Origin of the sequence: Cloacibacterium caeni (assembly GCF_907163105.1) — a bacterium.
Lineage (GTDB): Bacteria > Bacteroidota > Bacteroidia > Flavobacteriales > Weeksellaceae > Cloacibacterium > Cloacibacterium caeni_A.
Genome location: NZ_OU015321.1, coordinates 220,598 through 240,776, shown reverse-complemented (window position 1 = coordinate 240,776; position 20,179 = coordinate 220,598). Strand labels below are relative to the sequence as shown.

The window sequence follows — 20,179 nt, the reverse complement described above, 5'->3', positions numbered from 1 at the left end:
GTTATTATTTCATTGCTTTTTCGTAGTAATCAGAAGCTACGTTCCAATCAATTACGTTAAAGAAAGCTTCTATATAGTCTGATCTTTTGTTTTGATATTTTAAATAATAAGCGTGTTCCCAAACATCCATTGCCAAAACTGGAGCTCCAGAAATAGACATTCCCGGCATTAAAGGATTATCTTGATTTGCGGTACTTCCTACTTTCAATTTTCCTGAAGCATCAGTAACCAACCAAGCCCAACCAGAACCAAATTGTTTCGCTCCTGCGTCAGAAAACTGCTTTTTGAAATTTTCAAAACTGCCAAAATCTCTATTGATAGCATCAGCTAATTTCCCAGTTGGTTTTCCTGTTGAATTTGGAGTCATCAAATCAAAATACAAATTGTGATTGTAGTAACCTCCCGCATTATTTCTTAACGCAGCATTGCTGGTATCAAGCGTTTTCAACACTTCTTCTATCGTCATATTCGCTTGTGGTTTTCCTTCCACCGCTTTATTTAAGTTGTTCAAATAACCTACATAATGCTTAGAAAAGTGAATGTACATAGTCTTCGCATCTACATATTTTGAAAAAGCATCATAATTATGTTTCAGTGTTTTTATTTTGAAAGCACCTGCATTTGCAGTAACATCAGAAGGTTTACCATAATCTGTAGATTCTACATTTACTACAGGTTGCGCTGTATTTCCTACTACCGCTACACAAGAAGTAACCGCAGAAAAAGCGATGGCTACAAAAGCCCATTGAACTAATTTTTTCATATCTATAAAGATTTAATTTTAAAAATTTGAATTTCCCAAAAATAGCAAAAAACTCCCGAAAATAGGTCAATTTTTCATTAACAAAATCTATAATTTGGTTTGATATATTTATTTTAAAGTTAAGCACTTTCCCATTCTACAATTCTCCCACTCTACAACTATACTTTGTACTTTTAACTTTACCCTTCGTACTTATAAAAATCTTACCTTTGTAAAAAGTAAAAAAAGTAAAATGGAAAGTAAAAAAGAATTCTTCTTAGAATGTTATAAACTTGGGATTATAAAATTCGGCAGATTTACATTGAAATCCGGCATTGAAAGCCCGTTTTATGTAGATTTAAGACCACTCGCTTCTGAGCCAAAAATCTTAAAACATTTGGCCAATTATCTTTTAGAAATGCTTCCTTTAGATAATTTCGATGTGATTTGCGGTGTTCCTTACGCTGCATTACCTATGGCAACTGCCATGTCTCTAGAAAGCTATATTCCATTGATTATCAAGAGAAAAGAAGCTAAAGAATACGGAACCAAAAAACTCATAGAAGGTATTTATAAATCTGGACAAAACTGTCTACTGGTAGAAGACGTGATTACTTCTGGAAAATCTTTGGTAGAAACCATCGCCGAAGTAGAAAATGAAGGGTTAAAAGTTTCTGATATTGTAGTGGTTCTAGACCGTGAACAAGGCGGAAAGCAACTTTTACAAGAAAAAGGTTATCATGTTCATACGCTTTTCAGCATTTCTGAAGTGGTAGAAATTTTAAAAAAAGTAGACCATCTTACGGAAGAAGAAGTTCTAAGAATTAATGAATTTATCGCAGGAAATAAAATTGAATTCAAAGAAGAAAAAAGACTTTCTTACGAACAAAAATTAGAAAATTGCGAACATTCTGTTGGCAAAAAAATCTTAGAAATTGCGATTGCTAAACAATCTAATCTTATTGCTTCTGCAGATGTAACGACAACCAAAGAATTGCTAGAATTTGCAGAACAAGTTGGGCCACACATTGTCGCTCTAAAAACGCATATTGACATTATTTCTGATTTTAACAGTGATAAAACCATCCTTCCGCTAAAAGATTTAGCAACGAAGCATAATTTCCTTTTGATGGAAGACCGAAAATTTGGCGATATCGGGAATACTCAGGAATTGCAATACAGAGGCGGAATGTATAAAATTTCGCATTGGGCAGATTTGGTTACGTCTCATGTCATTGCTGGCTATCAAAGCATTGATTGTTTTATGAATTCTGGAGTCATTGCCATTCTTTCTATGTCTTCAAAAGGTGCGCTTACTGACCAAAATTATAGAACAGAAGCTTTAAAAATAGTAGAAACGCATCCTAATATTGTGGGATGTGTGGCACAAAACAAAGTTCCAGCCAATGTTTTACTTTTTACACCAGGTGTAAATTTAGCAGACAAAGGTGATGCTAAAGGCCAACAGTACAATACACCGGAACATGTTTTCAAAAATTTACATACAGATTTCGTGATTGTAGGTCGAGGAATTTATAAAGCTGAAAATGTAGAAAAATCTGCAAAACTTTACAAATTAGAATCTTGGAACGCCTACCTAAAATCGCTCTAAATGGATAAAAAAACGAACATACAATTCTATTCGCCTACCGAAGAAAAATTAAACATTTGGTCTCATGCTTTTGGGATTTTCTTGAGCATCATCGCATTGGTTTTATTAATCCTCAAAGCGGTGCAGCAAGACAATATCTGGATGATGATAAGTTTCCCAATTTTTGGTGTGAGTCTAATTTTATTATATCTCGCTTCTACACTTTATCATGCTTCAAAGGAACCTCAAAAGAGATTTAAGCTCAAAGTTTTCGACCATGCTGCTATTTATGTTCTTATCGCAGGAAGTTACACGCCTTTTACATTGGTCAGTTTAAACGGAGAAACGGGTTGGCTTATTTTTTCAATGGTTTGGGTGATGGCTTTTACAGGAATTATTCTCAAATTATTTTTCACGGGAAAATTTAAAATTGTTTCTACAGCGATGTACGTTTTGATGGGTTGGTTGATAATTTTTTATTTCCAAGATCTTACTGCTCATTTACATGAAAAAGGAGTATTTTACCTAATTCTTGGCGGAGTTTTATATACGATTGGTGCTATTTTATACAGCATTAAGAAAATAAAATTCAATCATGCTATTTTCCATTTTTTTGTTTTAGCGGGTAGTTTCTGTCACTTTTTATCTATTTATTTATACGTCTAGCTAAAGAAATTGAGCAACTTAATTTTACTTTTTGTTTGTCTGATTATAGGAATTGTTTTAAAAAAATCTAAAATAATTCCCGAGAATTTTCACACCTCATTGAATGCATTTGTGATTAATATTTCGCTTTCTGCATTTTCGCTGTATTATATTTCAAAAATAGAACTCAACAGTTCGGTGATTTATCCCGTTTTAGTGGTTTGGATAGGAATTTTTGCTGCGATATTATTTTTTGCAGGATTAGGAAAAATTTTCGGCTGGAAATCTTCTTTAATTGGTGCTTTAATTATGTGTGCTGGTTTCGGAAATACTTCTTTTGTTGGCATTCCTTTAATTCAAGCGATGTATGGCGAAGAAGGTTTAAAAACCGTGATGTTGGTAGACCAACCCGGATTTGTTGCTCTTTCTACGGTAGGAATTTTAGTCGCCAATTTTTATTCTGGAAGCAAAGATTCTCTACTCAAACATCTTTCTAAAATTTTAAAATTTCCACCATTTATTGCATTTGTAATTGCTTTGTTGCTAAATATTTTCTCCATAGAAATTCCAAAAGATTTTGACGAAGTTTTAATGAAATTGGGCGCAACTACTGTTCCACTCGCTTTGGTTTCTGTGGGAAGTCAAATGCAATGGAAAAAAATTGAGAAAAAAGAAGGATTTCATCTTTTCATCGGTTTACTTTTCAAGCTCGTTCTTTTGCCTTTATTGATTTTGGTGATTTACAAATATATTTTCCATCAAAGTGGAGACGTCATAGACATTTGTATTTTAGAAGCCGCGATGGCACCAATGATTACTGCGGCGATTATTGCTTCGGCTCATGATTTAGAACCTAAATTTTGTAACTTGATGGTTGCGGTAGGAATTCCTCTATCTATCCTTACTGTGGGAATTTGGCATCTACTATTGCCTTTTTTGTAATTTAAAAAGACAAAAACTTCCGACTTATTTCGAAGAAAATATTCATCCCAGAAAGGAATAATGATTCTAAAAATCCATTGTCAATAAAATTCAAAAATTGTTGATAAAATGTAATATTTTTTCGGATTTATGTAAGTAATTTCAATAGTTTCTCTCTATATTTGATTTTCTAAAATCAATGAAGAAGAAGACCATCATTTTACTGTGTTTACTGCTTAATCTTTTTGCTTTTTCGCAGAAAGACTCCATCATTATTGATGCAAAAATTTCAGCAGGAACGCTTTCTGTAAGAGAAAAAATCTATTATCAGAACACCTCCGAAATTGAACTCACACATCTTAAACTTCAAAATTTCACGGCTGCTTATAAAAGCAGAAATACGCCTCTTGTAAGAAGAAAATTAGAAGACCGAAAAAAGGATTTATATTACGCAAAACCCAATGAAAGAGGCAGATTGGTTTATCTGATGATAGACAAAAAACCGTATGAAGGTGTTTTAGATGATGAAAATCTTTTTATAAAACTCCCAAAACCTTTAGCTCCCAATGCTTTTACTGAACTTTCGTTAGAATATTCTGTGATTTTGCCGAGTGCTCAGTTTACAGGGTATGGAATTAGGGAAAATAATACTTTGCTCAAATATTTTTTCTTGGCTCCAGACAGTTTTGACCGAGATAATTTCCTTGAAAAATATTACAAAGATTTAGAAGAAAGCGTAAATGTAAATACTTTTTACCGAGTAAAATTTGAAAATTCCGCTCAAAACATCAGCAGTAATTTAACTGAAGTTGCTCCCAATATTTTTGAAGGAAAACTGAATAAAGATGTAGAATTTCTGATTGCTGACCAAGAAAATTATCAGCTAGAAACCATCGTTGACGGACAAAAACATTTGGTAGAATTGGGTTATCCTGTCACCGAAAAAGAAAAGGAACTGATAGCGTTTTATCTACCACTTCATCTTCATTTCATCAAAGAAAAAACAGGATTTTTGCCAGAAAAAATCTTCATCAGCGAAAAATTTAAGTCCAAAAATGATTTCTTCGGGAATGATGACATTAAATTTTGGAAATTTAAGTTCCAAATGTTTACCGATGCCGAAAAAATAGACATGGATTATTTTAGCATTGTTTCTCAGCAAGTTGCAGAGCAATTCTTCGTTTCTGATAAAGAAAAAAATCACTGGATTACCAATGGACTTAAAACGTATTTAGAAATTCAGTATTTGAAAAAAAATTATCCTGACCATAAAATATTAGGAGCACTTTCAGATTATAAAATACTGGGAGTGAAACCCTTAAAACTTTCATTTGCTTCTCGATTGAAGTTGATTGAAAGATACGGCCTCGCTTATCAATACATCACGGCGCAAAACCTTGACCAAAAAATAGACGAAAAATTTTCGGATTTAAGTAATTTTAATGAAATGGCGATTAGCCAATTCGAAACAGGAAGCCTTTTTACCTTGATTGCAGAAAAAATGGGCACTTCTTATTTTGAAAATTTCTTGAAAGGTTATATCGCCAAAAATCACACTTCTGAATTAGACAAAAGAGAATTTCTAGACCAACTCACGGTAGCTTCTGGTTACTCTTCTGAATTTTTAGAAAAATACGTCAAAAGAAAACAAAGAATTAATTTTAAACTCGATGATTTCGAGAGAAAAGAAAACGTTATTAACATCAATGTTTCTAAAAATACAGCGCAGAATATTCCTTTTAAATTAGAAACTTTCCATGAAGATGGAAGTAAAAAAACCTTTTGGTATGACACGAATTATCAGGACAGTTCTTGTGGTTATGTGATTCCAGATAATGAAGCGGTAAAAATTGTCATCAATGATTTATATGCTTTCCCAGAAAATAATTTCAGAGACAATTATCTTTACACCAAAGGAATTAAAGACAATGCCAAAAAATTAAGATTTAAACTCATTCCAGACAATCCAAATGCAGAAATTAACGAGGTTTATCTTACTCCGGGAATCGGTTGGAATAATTATGACAAATTTTTACTGGGAATTCGATTTAAAAATAAATCGCTGATTGACAAGAGGTTTCAATATCTTATTTCGCCGTTTTTCAGTACAGGAAGTAAGGATATTAATGGTTCCATGAATGCTGTTTATAAAATTCAACCTGCTGAAAGTTTTTACAGAACACTTACTTTAGGTGTTGCAACTGCCAAATACAATTATGATTTTGGGTTGTCTTACAAAAAAATCAGTTTTTCTGGGAATATGTCTTTTAACAAAAATCCTAGAAGCGAAATTTCTAGAATTTTGTCTGCTTCTTACAATTTCTTCGAAAGAGATTTAAGCCCAAAAATGATTGCAGAAAATGACTACGCTAAATATAACATTTGGAATCTTGGTTTCGTGTATTCAGACAATAACGTGATTAGAGAGAAATATATTTTCGGGAATTTCCAATACATGGAAGATTACGCAAAACTTACTGCAGAAAGCTACTACAGACTAGAATATGCCAAAAATAAAAAACTGAGCTTACGATTGTATGGCGGTTATTTTTTAAGAAATCATACCAGAAATAATAATTTCGATATTGGAATTTCTAAAGTTTCCAACTATGCTTTCTCTTATAATCTATTAGCTCAAAGTGCAATAAGCGGAATCCTTTCTCAGCAGTTTATCATGGCAGAAGGTGGTTTTAAATCTTATATCAACGGAACGGTAGACCAATGGTTAATTACACATAATGTAGAAGCAAACGTTTGGAAGATGATAGACGTTTACGCAGATTTTGGCGTGTACAAAAACCGTGAACATTCTCCAAAGTTTATTTGGGACAGCGGTATTAAATTTAAAGTAATTCCAGATTTTATAGAAGTCTATTTCCCTATGCAATCAAGCCTTGGTTTCGAACCGAAGTTCAAAGATTACGGCAATAGAATACGATTTACCTTTAACTTAAATGTAGGCGCTCTGATTGGCTATTTCAGACGAGGCTGGTACTAAATAAAAAAGGTTGCTCTTGTGAAGCAACCTTTAATTTTATCAATAAATTATAATTATTGTTTTACGATTTTCTGAGAAACAGTTTCACCGTTTAATTCAGATGAAACAATATAAACACCTTTCTGTAAAGAAGAAACGTTAATTGTTTTGTTATTTGGATTGATGTTAAATGATTTAACCAACTGTCCATTTGAATTATATAATTTAACTGTTGCATTTCCTTTAGTTTCGAAAGAAAGAGCATCATTAACAATTGTATTTTTCAAAAATACATTTTTAGACTTTATAACATCTTTCACTCCTAAAAAGCTAGTAATATTTATATTATCAAGTTGGTAAGTTGTGGTTGCAGGAATTGCTGAATCTCCAACATATTCAAAAGCTAAGAAACCTACTCCTGAGTATGCAGATAAATCTAAAGTTTCTGTAGAATATGCAGCTCCATAACCTGCAGTATTAACATTATCATTAATAGTAGTCACTAAATTTTTAACCATTACACCACTATTTAGTTTTAAGACATAAACTTTTAGTTCTGCTCCATTAGCATATCCAGAGTTCCAATCAAATTTAACACTAGTCTTGTTAATTTGGTCTAAATTAATCGCAGGTGAAATTAACCATGTATTATAAGTACCCGTTCCATTAAATGCAGTCATTTCAGCATATTTATTACTATTGAAAGTTTTAATAGACCATTTCTTATCAATAGCACCTTCACTTGCTGTTTTCCAATTATTAGGCATTACTGTAGAACCTACTACTCCTGTTTCAAAATTTTCTACTAAAGCAGAAACTGGAGAAGTTTCATCCAAAGAAAAAGGATTATCGGCAGATACACCAACTCCTGTTAGTGCAACGGTTGCATTTGCTGAACCACTAGTAATTGTTAATGTTGCAGATTTAGCACCAATAGAAGTTGGAGCAAAAGTAACATCAAGAGATCCTCCCGAAGTTGTAAGTGTACCCGTTGCAGAGAACATTGCTGCATCTGTACCAGTTATAGTATAAGTTGGGGCAACGCTTAAATTAGAAGCTGAAATAGTAACTGTAGAAGGTGAAGATGTATTTGGAATAATAACTTCACCAAAATTAATATTTGAAGTTGAAACTGACAATGCTGGATCTGAACTAGGTAGAGTCCAAGAAAAATCATCTACCATTATTCTTTCAGTTGTACCTAGTGATTTTATTCTTACTGAAACATTATTATTTGTACTTTGAATCGATCCACTCACAGTTTTCCAATCAGAATTGGTTGTTAATGAAGCATTTATAGTTATTACATTGTTCCATGTTGTACCATCTGCAGTATATTCTACTGCAAAATTAGTTGCAGGAGTTCCATCCCATCTTCTAACTTTAAAAGAAAATGTACCTATACCTCCAGTTCCTACTGTCATAGTTAAAGAAGAATTAGCTGTACCTTCTAATCTAAAAGAATATGTTCCAAAAGCACCTGGAAAACCATCTTGTGCACTAGTTGTATTTCTTATAACTCTAGCTCCTGTAGCTGTAAAGTTGGTATCAGAATAGCCATGACTCCCATAACTTGTTCCAAGGCTTGATGCGGCAGGATCCTTGATCCACTTTGTATCATCATCAAAATTAATATTGCCCTGTGCCTTTAATAGCATTACTGTTATTAAAACGAAGAATAAAGAATAAAATTTTTTCATAATATTTTTTTTATATAATTGACTCAAAAATACAAAGATTTTGCTCAATACATATTATTTTTTATTAATTATCTATTAATTTTTTCTCCACAATAATCCTTATTTTTTTTAGTTACTTTTACACAGCGGTTTTAGAAAGATTTCGGTGACAAAAAAATTACTTTTTTTACTCATTTTAATGAGTGCTTTTTTGGCAAAAGCACAGATTTTCACATGGAAAAACCCTAATTTACCTGCTCAAGACTCCCTAAAAACAGACTCTATTGTTTCAAAAAAACTTAATAGCGAGTTTTTTAAAAAAGATACCGCCAATTTTGTATGGAAAGAAAAGAAAATCCTTTACGATGAATCGGTTTTGGTTAAGAAAAATTCTCGTTCACAAATTCTCGGCGATTTAAATGCTAAAGGTTCCATTATCAGAGGAATTACTTTTGGCAATAACCAAGGGCAATCTGTACAATCTTCTATGGATATGCAAATTGCTGGGAAACTCAGCAAAGATGTTTCTATTCTCGCCAGTATTTCAGACCATAATTTACCCATTCAAGCGGATGGTTACACCCAGACTTTGCAGGAATTTGATAAAATTTACCTCCAACTCAATATTAAAGACAAAAGCATTTTAAAAGCAGGACATCTCGATTTGCAAGACGATCAAACCTACTTTGGAAAGTATCAACGCAGAAGCATGGGAATTGGTTTCCAGAGCAATTTTGGGAAAAACAACAAAACTTTTCTAGATTTTTCGGCGGGAGTTGCCCGAAGTGAATTTCACCGAATTCGCTTTCAAGGCGTAGAAGGAAATCAAGGTCCGTATCGATTAACAGGTAAAAACGGTGAAAATTTCATTACAATTTTGAGCGGTTCTGAACAGGTTTTCATTGATGGGATTTTGATGAAACGTGGTGAAAACCAAGATTACACCATTAATTACAACACGGGAGAAATTACTTTTACGAGTTTCCGTCCAATTTTTAAACAGAATTTTATCACCATTTCTTACAATTACACCAACCGAAACTACAACCGTTTCATCGTCACTTCTTCGGTGAAACATCAAACCGAAAAACTAAAACTTTCTTTCGACGCTTTCTTGGAAAACGATAATAAAAATGCTCCACTTTCCTTGAATTTATCAAAAGAAGACGAGCAAATTCTCGCCAATGCAGGAAACAATCAGGATTTAATGTTGGCACCTTCTGCTGTGATTACGGAATATGATGTAAATAAAATTCTCTACAAATTGGTGCAAAATCCACAAGGAAATTATTATGAATTTTCCACCGATAAAACCGAAACTTTGTACAATGTTTCTTTCACTTACTTTGGAGTTGGAAAAGGAGATTATAAACTGAAGCAATCTACCAATAACGGAAGAGTTTTTGAATTTGTAGGTGCTGGAAACGGAGACTATTCTGCTCTCCGAAAGTTGCCTTCTCCACAGAAAACACAGGTTTTTTCTACAAGTGCAGAATATACTTTTAACAAAGGAAAAATTGGCGGAGATTTTTCATTAAGCCATTATGATATCAATCTATTTTCCTCAAAAAACAACGACCAAAATACAGGTTTTGCAGGAAGAATTTTCGGGAATAAAATCTTTACCAAAAACAATTGGAACGGAACAGTTGGCGCAGAATTTCAGAGAATTTCTTCGCAGTTTCATATTTTAGATAGAATAAATGATGTGGAATTTTCGAGAGATTTTAATTTGGCTCAAGAATTCAATCAAATCACACAAAACAGATTGATTTTCAGATTTTTAAATCAATGGAAAAATAACAATTTCATCAATTACAAACTGAATTATCTCAATGAAAAACAAAGCTATAACGGCATAAAAAACGATTTAGATTTTAAATTCCAGAAGAAAAAAACAGAAACCCGAGGGAATTTTTCTTACCTCAATACTTCTTCTGATTTTCAAGACACCCAATTTGCAAGAGGAAATGTTTCTACTGAATTTTTGGGCAAAAAAGGAAGTTGGAGTTTTGGCGGAAGTTTCGAGCATAATCAGAAGAATTTTAACCAAACTAAAACACTTGACGTTACGAGTTTTTCTTGGAAAGAAGTTTTTATTCAAAAGAAAATCGGTGATAGTTTACGCACCAAATTATTGGCAAAATCTTATTTCAGAACCAATGATTCTGTGCGTGATAATTCTTTGAAAAAAATGAATAATATTCTCGGTTTAATGCTGGAAAGTCAGTTGATTAGAACCGAAAAAACGCAACTTTCAACGCTCGTTCATTACCGAAAATTTTTCTACGAAAATGAATTAAAAACGCAGTTTAATTCAGATTTTGTGATTGGAAACATACAGTACAATCAACAATTTTTCAAAAATGGAATGCGTTTGCAAGCGTTTTACGAGCTCGGAAACGGACAAGAAGCGCAGCGAGAATTCCAGTATTTAAAAGTGACAGACGGACAAGGAATTTACAAATGGACGGATTATAACGGCGACGGAATTCAGCAGTTAGATGAGTTCGAAATTGCAGAATATTCGGATTTGGCGCAATACATTAGAGTTTACACGAATACGGTGAAATACACTCCTTCCAACAAAAATAAATTGCAACTTTCGCTTTCGGTGAATCCTTATATTGTTTTTAATTCAGACAATCAGTTTTTAAGACGTTGGAATTTTAACGTTTCATTGAATGCTCAGAACTCCTTCTTCAAAGAAGACCGAGTTTTAGAATTCAATCCATTTAAAACCGAAAATAATCAAATTTTAAAAAATCAGAATTTGCTGTTTTCTGTTCTTTTCAATCCGACCTCAACATCTGGCTGGAACGGAAATTATCGTTTCATCGACAATCAAAATTTGGTAAATGCCAATTTCAGCATCGAAAAGAAAAATACGCAAACTCATTTGATCAATTTTGGATATTGGTTTAATAAAAATCTCCGTGCAGATTGGGAAAATCAGTTGCAGAATTACCAATCTTCATCGCAATTATTTTCCACAAGAGATTACATTTTGAACATCTACGAAACGAAGCCAAAATTAATTTACAAACTTTCGGAAAGTATGCAAACCGAAGTTTCTACCGCCTACAAAATAAAAGACCGAAAAGATGGCGACGAATTTCTAAAAACCTTCGATGCAACCGGAACTTTGCAATGGGAAAAACAGAAAACTTCTATCCGTGGAAATTTCAGTTTTATCAACAATAATTTTACAGGAAATGCTTTCAGTATTGTAGGAAATCAAATGCTCGACGGATTAAAACCTGGCAAAAACCAGGTTTGGAGTGTTATTTTGCAACAAGCATTAAACTCTTTCCTTCAACTCAACGTGAATTATGAAGGCAGAAATTCTGGCGAAAGAACAATTCATATCGGAAGTGTGCAAGTGAGAGCGAGTTTTTAGGTCTATTCTCTTAAATCATTTAATATAAATCTGAGGCAAAATATTTTTCTTTACACCTAATCCAAGACCTTTAAGCAGTGGAAAATAATCATTAGACTTGCCCCATTGTCCATAAATTTGAGTATTTAAAAAATACTTAACCGCTTTTACATCATTAATCTTATTACATTCTTCTATAAGTTTATTAATCAAGGTAAAATCAATTACATATTCTTTACATTTAATAAAAATAAAAATTTTATGATTTGGGGTTACTTTAAAAAATTCTTGTATTGAATCACAAAATATGTAAATATCTTTAATATCTTTAAAATGCTCAGGATTAATTACATAAAGAAATGAACATTTTTTACTTTTTATTAATTTTGAAAAGCGAATAGCCCTCTTCAGCATTTTTGCTCTATCTGTTTCAGACTCTATAAGTTCTTTTTCATGAAAAAAATCAGTATTAGGATAGTTTTCAGAGATAATATGTCCTCTCTCATTTCGTGTTAGATTGGTCAAGAAAAATTCAAAATTATTTTTAATATTTTCCGTAACATATTTTATTCCATATCTAGAATCAGAAAACAACCAATCAAATGGATATGACTTTTTTCTCAGCTTTAAAGAATTAAGGATGTAAGCTGAATGACAATCACTTCCTAACGAAACTATTTCATTTTTAGTATAAAAACGAGAATATACGTGAAGGTAAGTATTTTTATAAAGTTTAATTTTCATTGATTATTATTTATTACAAATATAACAAGAATATCAGACCATTATATTTCACTTTTTGATAAATTAAAATTACTCTAAAAAGGTTAAAACAAATTATGAATTTAAAATCCTTATTTTTGCAAAATGGTAAAAATAGGCAACATAGAACTTCCTGATTTTCCGTTTTTATTGGCACCAATGGAAGACGTGAGTGATCCTCCTTTCCGTAGATTGTGCAAATTACACGGCGCAGACTTAATGTATTCAGAATTTATTTCTTCTGAAGGCTTGATTCGTGATGCGATGAAATCTAGAAAAAAACTCGACATTTTTGATTACGAAAGACCTGTTGGAATTCAGATTTTTGGTGGCGACGAAGAAGCAATGTCAATGTCTGCCAAAATTGTAGAAACCGTAAATCCAGATATTGTGGACATTAACTTCGGATGTCCAGTAAAAAAAGTAGTTTCTAAAGGAGCTGGAGCTGGCGTTTTGAAAGATGTAGATTTAATGGTTCGATTGACAAAAGCTGTGGTAAATTCTACACATCTTCCCGTTACGGTGAAAACGAGGTTAGGTTGGGATGTAGAAACTATTAACATAGAAGAAGTAGCACTCAGATTACAAGATGCCGGAATCAAAGCGTTGACCATTCACGCCAGAACCAGAAGTCAAATGTACAAAGGTGAAGCAGATTGGGAATATATTTCTAAAATCAAACAAAATCCTAATATTGAAATTCCGATTTTTGGAAATGGCGACATTGATTCTCCTGAAAAAGCACTTGAATACAAACAAAAATACGCTTGTGATGGAATGATGATTGGTAGAGCTGCGATTGGTTATCCTTGGATTTTTAATGAAATTAAACATTTCTTTGAAACGGGAGAAAAATTACCAGAACCAACGATTTTTGACCGACTTCTTGCCGTAAAACAACACGCAGAATGGAGTGCAGAATGGAAAGGCGAAAGATTAGGATTGATAGAAATGCGACAACATTACAGCAATTATTTCCGTGGAATTTCACATTTTAAAGAGTTTAAAACCAAATTTTTACAGGTTTTAAGTTTGGAAGAATTTTATCAATTGTTAGAAGAAACGGAAGCGTTTTATAAAAATAAAATTGAAATTTTATAAATTTAATTCAATCCTTCAAGGAATTAAAATCCTCGAAGGATTATTTATATAACTATGAAAATCATCTCTTACAACGTCAACGGAATTCGCGCAGCTTTTACCAAAGATTTTATAGGTTGGTTGCAAGTTGCGAATCCTGATATTATCTGCATTCAAGAATCTAAAGCAGGAAATGACCAAATAGACATCGAAAGTCTGGAAAAAGTTGGTTACAAAAGTTATTGGCATTCTGCCGTGAGAAAAGGTTATTCCGGCGTTGGAATTGCGAGTAAAATAGAGCCAAAACACGTAGAATACGGTTGCGGAATTGAGCATTACGATAACGAAGGCAGAATTATAAGAGCAGATTTCGAAGATTTTTCGGTGCTTTCTGTGTATGTTCCGAGTGCTTCTAATATTGAGCGATTGGATTTTAAGCTTCAGTTTGCCGAAGATTTTCTAGAATATATTAAAAATTTACAGAAAGAAATCCCAAATTTGGTGATTTGTGGTGATTTCAACATTTGTCACGAAGAAATAGACATTCACAATCCGAAAGGTTTAAAAAACACTTCAGGATTTTTGCCTGTGGAAAGAGAATGGATGACAAAATTCCTAAAAGAATGTAATTTGGTTGATAGTTTTCGTTATTTGCATCCAGATAAGCAAGAATTTTCTTGGTGGAGTTACAGACAAAATTCTAGAGCGAAAAACTTAGGTTGGAGATTAGACTACCATTTCATTACAAAATCCTTTGAAAACCAATTAGAAAGAGCTTTAATTTTAAAAGAAGCTGTACACAGTGACCATTGTCCAGTTTTCGTTGAAATTAAAATTTAGGTTAAAAAATTTTTATTTTTCATGGAAAAAGTTTATTTTTAGTTAACTTTTTACTATGAAAACGATAATTGAGGAAATAAAGAAAGAAATAAAGAATCATCAGAACGTTAAAAACAGCGTTCTGAAAGATGTTGTATCTTGGAAGAGAACTCATTACATTTTATTGGCCGAAATTGTTTCGCAAGAATTATCACATTCAAAATTTTTACAAGGTGAGAGAAAATTTGAACTCGGAAATACCATTTCGTACATTACCCTCCAAAGATTTTTCGATAAAAGTTATAAAACTTCTGCTTTAAACGATTTACGCTTCATCAAAACCTTAGATAAATTATGTATTTTCTTAGGTCATTATGACCTTAATGAATATATATTGAATAGTAAACAACTGACTATTTCTGATGATGATTCTGAACAAATAGAACCTTACCGAAAAATCATTGAAACCCTTTTGTCAAAATGAGTTTAAAGCCATCCAGAAACTCCCTAAAATTGATTTAAGCGATATTTATCCTTATGTTTTCGAAGATTCTGCAATTTTAAGGAGAATTAAGGAATATATGAAGAGATACAAAGATGCAGAATATCATTTTGACTTCGACTATGAGTTTGCAAAGTTTGAATTATTGGATTGTGAACTTCTATCTGATGAAGAAGATTTAAAAGTGCTCAAAGCACATGAGTTTTGGGATTTAGTTTTGAAAACAGCAGAAGGCAAAGTGTTCTTTTATAAAGTGATGAATTTCCAAACTTATTTTCTTAAAAAAGACCAAAATATGCAATGGAAAATATGGGATAACTATAATCCTAATCTAGAGAGGGTTATCACTACTTATGTATAAAAAAACCAACTTATAATAAGTTGGTTCATTTTTTAAGATCATTTGTGTTTTTCTCCAAACTAACAACTGTTAATTCAGCACAAATATGATTATTTTCTTAATAAATACAAAACAAGAGAACAAACTTAAAGTGAACTTAAAAAAAACAATAAAAAAACCACCTTTAAAGGTGGTTTTAATCGTTAATCGACAATTTCATATTCTATAGGAATAGTTCCAGAACTATGATTACCAATTTCTTTAAAAGCAGCTTTTGTCATATCAAAAGCTCTACTTTTGTGAAATGGACCTCTGTCATTAATTCTAACTACAACAGATTTTCCTGTTCTTAAGTTAGTAATTTTTACTTGTGTTCCAAATGGTAATCTCATATTCGCAGCAGTAAATTTTGAGTTATCAAAAACTTCACCGCTTGCAGTTTTTCTACCGTTAAATTTATCGTGGTAGAACGATGCAAAACTTGTTTTAGCATCATTGGTATTATATTTGAAAGAATATAAACCAAGTGTTGAAATCATCATTATGATTACGAGAATAGCTCTTTTCATCATTTTGAATATTTTTTGTGGGTTTTACAGGCGCAAAGTTATCATGAACCTCTTTTAGCACACAACCAAGTTGTTAAATTTTCTTAATTTTATGTTAAAAATTTGTTAAACAACTCTCTCAACTACCTAACCATGGGAAATGAGAAGAAATGTTAAAAAATGTTAAAAAATATGTTAAAATCGTTAACATTATTAACTATTTAACGCATTGTTTTTTGTCAATTCAAAAACATTATCAATAAAAAACATTAAATAAAATCAAAAAAACCATCAATTAATTGATGATTTTTTATTTTTAAATACATTAATTTAAATTTAACTTAATGTAAATTTTATGGTTTTCCGTAAATAAAAAAGAAATATTATTCTGCAATTTCACCATATAAATCGAACTCTTCTGCAGAAGTTATTTTGATATTAACGAACTCACCAATTGAAATATAAGTGTCATTTGCTTCCACTAAAACCGTGTTATCTACATCTGGAGAATCATATTCTGTTCTTCCCACAAAATAATTCCCTTCTTTTCTATCAAAAATACATCTGTAAGTCTTCCCGATTTTTTCTTGATTCTTTTCCCAAGAAATCTGAGATTGTAATTCCATAATTTCTTCTACTCTAGCCTGTTTCACCTCTTCTGGAACATCATCTTCTAACACATAAGCACTTGTATTTTCTTCGTGAGAATAGGTGAAACAACCCAGTCTATCAAAACGTTGCGTACGAACCCAATCTTTTAATTCTTGGAACTTTTCTTCCGTTTCACCAGGGAAACCAACGATTAGAGTAGTTCTAATGGCCATGTCTGGAACTTTTTCACGGAATTTATCCAATAAAGCATTGGTTTTTTCATAAGTGGTTCCACGCTTCATGGCCTTTAAAATTTCTGTATTGATATGCTGAAGCGGAATATCAATATAATTGCAAATTTTAGGCTCTGATTTAATCAATTCTAATACATCTTCTGGAAAACCTGAAGGAAATGCATAATGCAAACGAATCCATTCTATGCCTTCTACTTTTATCAATTCCTTTAACAAATCTCCTAATGCTCTTTTCTTGTATAAATCTAAACCGTAATAGGTAAGGTCTTGAGCAATTAAAATGAGTTCTTTCACCCCAGATTTTGCAAGTTTTTGTGCTTCTATTACTAGGTTTTCAATTGGAGTAGAAACATTACCTCCTCTCATCAACGGAATAGCACAAAATGCACAAGGTCTATCACAACCTTCAGCTATTTTAAGGTAGGCATAATGTTTTGGAGTAGTCGTTAAACGTTCTCCTACTAATTCATGTTTATAGTCTGCACCAAGATGTTTTAGCAAAATTGGTAAATCACGAGTTCCAAAATATTGGTCTACATCTGGAATTTCCCTGATTAAATCTGGCTTATATCTTTCTGAAAGACAACCCGTAACAAAGACTTTCTCTACTTCTCCCCTATTTTTAGCTTCTACAAAATCTAGGATGGTATTGATGGATTCTTCTTTGGCATTATCGATAAAACCGCATGTGTTAATCACTACGATGTCTCCACGTTGTTCGTGGACGACTTCTTTGCCGTTTGCTTTGAGCTGTCCCATTAAGACTTCTGAGTCGTAGATGTTTTTTGAACAGCCTAGGGTTACGATGTTAATTTTCTTTTTGCCTACAGATTTTGTTCTCATGTATGATAATTGATGGATGGTAAGTATTGAATTAATTAAGGTTGCAAATTTATGAAATTAAAAAGGAACTTTAGGTAAGAGTTTTTTTGAGGTAAAATATGCCTATTCATTTCATGCACTTTTCATACACTTTTCATACACTATCCATGCTTTATCTATGGAGTATCTGTGGATTTGAAGTGATGTGGTGATGTGATGATGTGGTGATGTGGTGATTTGGAAATTTGAAAATGAGAAAATTTGAAAATGAGAAAATTGATAACAAGTGATTTTGGATAAAAAAAAGAACCGAAAATTCGGTTCTGGTATTTTTTAGTAAGCTCCTGTTTTTTTGTAGATATAGTATTTGGAGTAAATGTAGATGATGAAGGTAGGCAATATTAAATACAATGTGCCTTCCCAGAAATTGAGTCCGAGTTTTATTACACAAGCGTTAATCAATAACTGAACCCCTCCATATAATGTAGCCACCAAAAGATGTGACCATTTCATCTGATTAACCAACAACTGATATAAATGATGACGGTGTGCTTCAAAAATATTTTCTTTCAATTTTATTCTTTGAAGAATGGTTGAAATTACTTCTATTCCATACACTGCGATGAATAATAAATACGTGAAATCTTCGGTTTTTACCATTAACAATCCTAATAAAGCTAAAACCCAAAATGCAATGCTCATGCTTCCAACATCTCCAGCGAAACATTTGGCTTTTTTTCTAAAATTGAAAAATAAAAACACCAAACTTGCCAAAATCGGGTAGATAATAAAATGAGCATCGGTGAACGCTACCCCATATTGATTGATGTAATAAAACGTGAGCAACATGACCAAGCTGTACACGCCTGTAATTCCATTGATTCCGTCCATAAAATTGTAGGCATTCAGTACTCCTATTACAAAAATATACACCAAAGGAATGAACCAAATGGGTGCAGAGGTGAATAATCCTAAGAAATAAATTAGCAAGGTAACAGCTACAAAATGAAATAATAATCTCAATTTGCTCGATAAATCTAAAATATCATCCAGAAAACTAATGGTAGATAAGGCTAATAATCCTAATCCAAAACTCCAATAATCTTCCGGTAAAAAGTAATCTTTTCTGTACGCAGCACTCACCACAAAATACAGTACAAATGCAATGGGAAAAATAATTCCACCTCCACGAAGTGTAATCTGCGTATGAGAACTTCTATGATTGGGTTTATCTATAATATTAAATTTATCTGCTATTCTAAAATAAAGCAGTTCTAAGAAAAAAAGAAAGATAGCAGTCAGTAAATATTCCATCATGAAATAATTTTTTCCAAATTACTAATACAATTTTCTAGAACAAAATTTTCTTGATAAAAACTTTTACCATTTTCCCCTAATCGTTGTCTCTCTAGAACTGGCAGTTTCTCAATTTCTAAAATTTTATCAGCCAAATCTTTATAATCTTCTGCATGAACGGCAAATCCGCAATCGGCTTCATTAATTATATTATATCCTTCACCATTCATCATAGAAATAATAGGTTTACCAACACTCATATAGGCTTGTACTTTTGCGGGTAAACTCAAGCTAAAAATAGGCTCATTTTTTAAAGATACAAACATACAATCTGCCTTACTAAAAAAATAAGACATCGTTTCTATAGGATACTTTCCAAAAAAATGAATGTTTTTTTCAATATTTTTTTCTAAAACTAATTTTTCTAATCTTTTTCTATCTCTCCCGTCGCCTAAAATTAAAAAATTAATTTTTTTATTTTGTTTCAAGACTATTTCCATCGCTTTTATTGCGTTCACTAAATCTTGCGCTACACCTACATTACCAGCAAATAAAATATTAAAACCAGACGGAAACTTTGGCAAATTAATTTCAACATTTTGTTTTGATTCATTAATCGATTTTTCAGCCCAATTTGGAAAATATATTATTTTATCTTCAAAATTACCTTTTTTAAGAATTGACTGTTTAAAGCCTTTTGAACTTATCAATATTTTGTCTGAGTTTCTGTACAAAAACTTAACCATCGATTCAAAAAAACCTAATATTTTTTTGTTCTTTATTCCGCCTGCAGACTCTAAACTTTCTGGCCACAAATCCAATACCCAAAAATAAACAGGAATTTTCTGTATCTTTTTTACTACTACAGCAGGTAATCCCATCATAACAGGAGATAATTGCTGAACAATAATTTTATCAAATTTTTTACTCAAAGCTAGATATACCGCATAAAAACTTGCAAAAATAAACCAAGTAAAATAGTTTACCATCAATGGAATGGCTGTGCTATTTCCTCTGGGAATTAAAAATGTACGAATGACCTTTACTCCATTTACCGTTTCTCTTCTTCTTTTAAAGTAACCATATCCCTTGAAAAACTTACCTTTTGGATAATTAGGGATTCCAGTCAATACGGTTACCTCATGACCTTTTTTCTGCATTTCAAATGCAATGTCATTTCCTTTGAAATTTTCGGGATAAAAATATTGGGTAACTAATAAAATCTTCATCT

16 protein-coding genes are annotated in these 20,179 nt (G+C 32.1%); 9 read left to right on the top strand and 7 right to left on the bottom strand.

The genetic code is table 11. The features are described from left to right. Nucleotides 1-4 precede the first annotated feature (4 nt). Nucleotides 5-763, bottom strand: a complete 759-nt coding sequence (locus tag KKQ76_RS01125; RefSeq protein WP_213195456.1) for a superoxide dismutase — start codon at nucleotides 761-763, stop codon at nucleotides 5-7. A gap of 232 nt (nucleotides 764-995) precedes the next feature. Between KKQ76_RS01125 and pyrF the strand changes: the two genes are divergently transcribed. The 4 genes from pyrF (at nucleotide 996) to KKQ76_RS01105 (ending at nucleotide 6,897) form a co-directional block, all read left to right on the top strand. Next, complete coding sequence (gene pyrF, locus KKQ76_RS01120; protein WP_213195455.1) at nucleotides 996-2,354, top strand: orotidine-5'-phosphate decarboxylase; 1,359 nt, start codon at nucleotides 996-998, stop codon at nucleotides 2,352-2,354. Then, nucleotides 2,355-2,999: a PAQR family membrane homeostasis protein TrhA gene (gene trhA, locus KKQ76_RS01115; RefSeq protein WP_213195454.1), complete on the top strand. Its 645-nt coding sequence runs from the start codon at nucleotides 2,355-2,357 to the stop codon at nucleotides 2,997-2,999. It begins immediately after the preceding gene. Nucleotides 3,000-3,008: 9 nt separating this feature from the next. Then, complete coding sequence (locus KKQ76_RS01110; RefSeq protein ID WP_213195453.1) at nucleotides 3,009-3,920, top strand: AEC family transporter; 912 nt, start codon at nucleotides 3,009-3,011, stop codon at nucleotides 3,918-3,920. 178 nt (nucleotides 3,921-4,098) lie between these two features. Continuing rightward, nucleotides 4,099-6,897, top strand: a complete 2,799-nt coding sequence (locus KKQ76_RS01105; RefSeq protein ID WP_213195452.1) for an aminopeptidase — start codon at nucleotides 4,099-4,101, stop codon at nucleotides 6,895-6,897. Nucleotides 6,898-6,950: 53 nt separating this feature from the next. Here the strand turns inward: KKQ76_RS01105 and KKQ76_RS01100 are convergent, their stop codons facing one another. Further along, on the bottom strand, nucleotides 6,951-8,624 hold the full coding sequence (locus KKQ76_RS01100) for a T9SS type A sorting domain-containing protein (RefSeq protein ID WP_213195451.1): 1,674 nt from the start codon (nucleotides 8,622-8,624) through the stop codon (nucleotides 6,951-6,953). 130 nt (nucleotides 8,625-8,754) lie between these two features. Here KKQ76_RS01100 and KKQ76_RS01095 point away from each other — a divergent pair, with 130 nt between their 5' ends. Then, nucleotides 8,755-11,955: a hypothetical protein gene (locus KKQ76_RS01095; RefSeq protein WP_394369375.1), complete on the top strand. Its 3,201-nt coding sequence runs from the start codon at nucleotides 8,755-8,757 to the stop codon at nucleotides 11,953-11,955. A gap of 15 nt (nucleotides 11,956-11,970) precedes the next feature. On the opposite strand, the gene KKQ76_RS01090 is transcribed toward KKQ76_RS01095, so the two are convergent. Beyond that, nucleotides 11,971-12,678 (bottom strand): DUF1796 family putative cysteine peptidase, encoded by a 708-nt coding sequence (locus KKQ76_RS01090; RefSeq protein ID WP_213195450.1) that lies wholly within the window; start codon nucleotides 12,676-12,678, stop codon nucleotides 11,971-11,973. 123 nt (nucleotides 12,679-12,801) lie between these two features. Between KKQ76_RS01090 and dusB the strand changes: the two genes are divergently transcribed. Genes dusB through KKQ76_RS01070 form a run of 4 tightly spaced genes read left to right on the top strand, consistent with a single transcriptional unit; the run spans nucleotide 12,802 to nucleotide 15,458 of the window. After that, nucleotides 12,802-13,797 (top strand): tRNA dihydrouridine synthase DusB, encoded by a 996-nt coding sequence (dusB, locus tag KKQ76_RS01085; protein ID WP_213195449.1) that lies wholly within the window; start codon nucleotides 12,802-12,804, stop codon nucleotides 13,795-13,797. Nucleotides 13,798-13,851: 54 nt separating this feature from the next. Then, a complete protein-coding gene (locus KKQ76_RS01080; protein WP_213195448.1) occupies nucleotides 13,852-14,616 on the top strand; it encodes an exodeoxyribonuclease III in 765 nt (254 codons plus the stop codon). A 55-nt stretch (nucleotides 14,617-14,671) separates the two neighbouring features. Further along, nucleotides 14,672-15,079 (top strand): hypothetical protein, encoded by a 408-nt coding sequence (locus KKQ76_RS01075; RefSeq protein ID WP_213195447.1) that lies wholly within the window; start codon nucleotides 14,672-14,674, stop codon nucleotides 15,077-15,079. After that, a complete protein-coding gene (locus KKQ76_RS01070; RefSeq protein WP_213195446.1) occupies nucleotides 15,057-15,458 on the top strand; it encodes a hypothetical protein in 402 nt (133 codons plus the stop codon). The genes KKQ76_RS01075 and KKQ76_RS01070 overlap by 23 nt, the downstream gene beginning before the upstream one ends. Before the next feature lie 182 nt (nucleotides 15,459-15,640). Here the strand turns inward: KKQ76_RS01070 and KKQ76_RS01065 are convergent, their stop codons facing one another. From KKQ76_RS01065 to KKQ76_RS01050, 4 genes are all read right to left on the bottom strand, one after another. Next, entirely contained in the window at nucleotides 15,641-16,009 is a 369-nt protein-coding gene (locus tag KKQ76_RS01065) for a septal ring lytic transglycosylase RlpA family protein (protein WP_213195445.1), read from the bottom strand. A gap of 359 nt (nucleotides 16,010-16,368) precedes the next feature. After that, on the bottom strand, nucleotides 16,369-17,673 hold the full coding sequence (rimO, locus tag KKQ76_RS01060; protein ID WP_213195444.1) for a 30S ribosomal protein S12 methylthiotransferase RimO: 1,305 nt from the start codon (nucleotides 17,671-17,673) through the stop codon (nucleotides 16,369-16,371). Between the two features lie 312 nt (nucleotides 17,674-17,985). Beyond that, entirely contained in the window at nucleotides 17,986-18,969 is a 984-nt protein-coding gene (locus KKQ76_RS01055; protein ID WP_246501303.1) for an MraY family glycosyltransferase, read from the bottom strand. Beyond that, on the bottom strand, nucleotides 18,966-20,177 hold the full coding sequence (locus KKQ76_RS01050) for a glycosyltransferase family 4 protein (RefSeq protein ID WP_213195443.1): 1,212 nt from the start codon (nucleotides 20,175-20,177) through the stop codon (nucleotides 18,966-18,968). The genes KKQ76_RS01055 and KKQ76_RS01050 overlap by 4 nt, the downstream gene beginning before the upstream one ends. Nucleotides 20,178-20,179: the final 2 nt, after the last annotated feature.

Bases quoted from the DNA above. Each gene is read 5' to 3' on its own strand.
- KKQ76_RS01090 (WP_213195450.1), bottom strand. From the start codon at position 12,678: ATGAAAATTAAACTTTATAAAAATACTTACCTTCACGTATATTCTCGT.
- KKQ76_RS01080 (WP_213195448.1), top strand. From the start codon at position 13,852: ATGAAAATCATCTCTTACAACGTCAACGGAATTCGCGCAGCTTTTACC.
- KKQ76_RS01105 (WP_213195452.1), top strand. From the start codon at position 4,099: ATGAAGAAGAAGACCATCATTTTACTGTGTTTACTGCTTAATCTTTTT.
- KKQ76_RS01050 (WP_213195443.1), bottom strand. From the start codon at position 20,177: ATGAAGATTTTATTAGTTACCCAATATTTTTATCCCGAAAATTTCAAA.
- KKQ76_RS01065 (WP_213195445.1), bottom strand. From the start codon at position 16,009: ATGATGAAAAGAGCTATTCTCGTAATCATAATGATGATTTCAACACTT.
- KKQ76_RS01095 (WP_394369375.1), top strand. From the start codon at position 8,755: ATGAGTGCTTTTTTGGCAAAAGCACAGATTTTCACATGGAAAAACCCT.
- rimO (WP_213195444.1), bottom strand. From the start codon at position 17,673: ATGAGAACAAAATCTGTAGGCAAAAAGAAAATTAACATCGTAACCCTA.
- KKQ76_RS01125 (WP_213195456.1), bottom strand. From the start codon at position 763: ATGAAAAAATTAGTTCAATGGGCTTTTGTAGCCATCGCTTTTTCTGCG.
- trhA (WP_213195454.1), top strand. From the start codon at position 2,355: ATGGATAAAAAAACGAACATACAATTCTATTCGCCTACCGAAGAAAAA.
- KKQ76_RS01075 (WP_213195447.1), top strand. From the start codon at position 14,672: ATGAAAACGATAATTGAGGAAATAAAGAAAGAAATAAAGAATCATCAG.
- dusB (WP_213195449.1), top strand. From the start codon at position 12,802: ATGGTAAAAATAGGCAACATAGAACTTCCTGATTTTCCGTTTTTATTG.
- KKQ76_RS01055 (WP_246501303.1), bottom strand. From the start codon at position 18,969: ATGATGGAATATTTACTGACTGCTATCTTTCTTTTTTTCTTAGAACTG.
- pyrF (WP_213195455.1), top strand. From the start codon at position 996: ATGGAAAGTAAAAAAGAATTCTTCTTAGAATGTTATAAACTTGGGATT.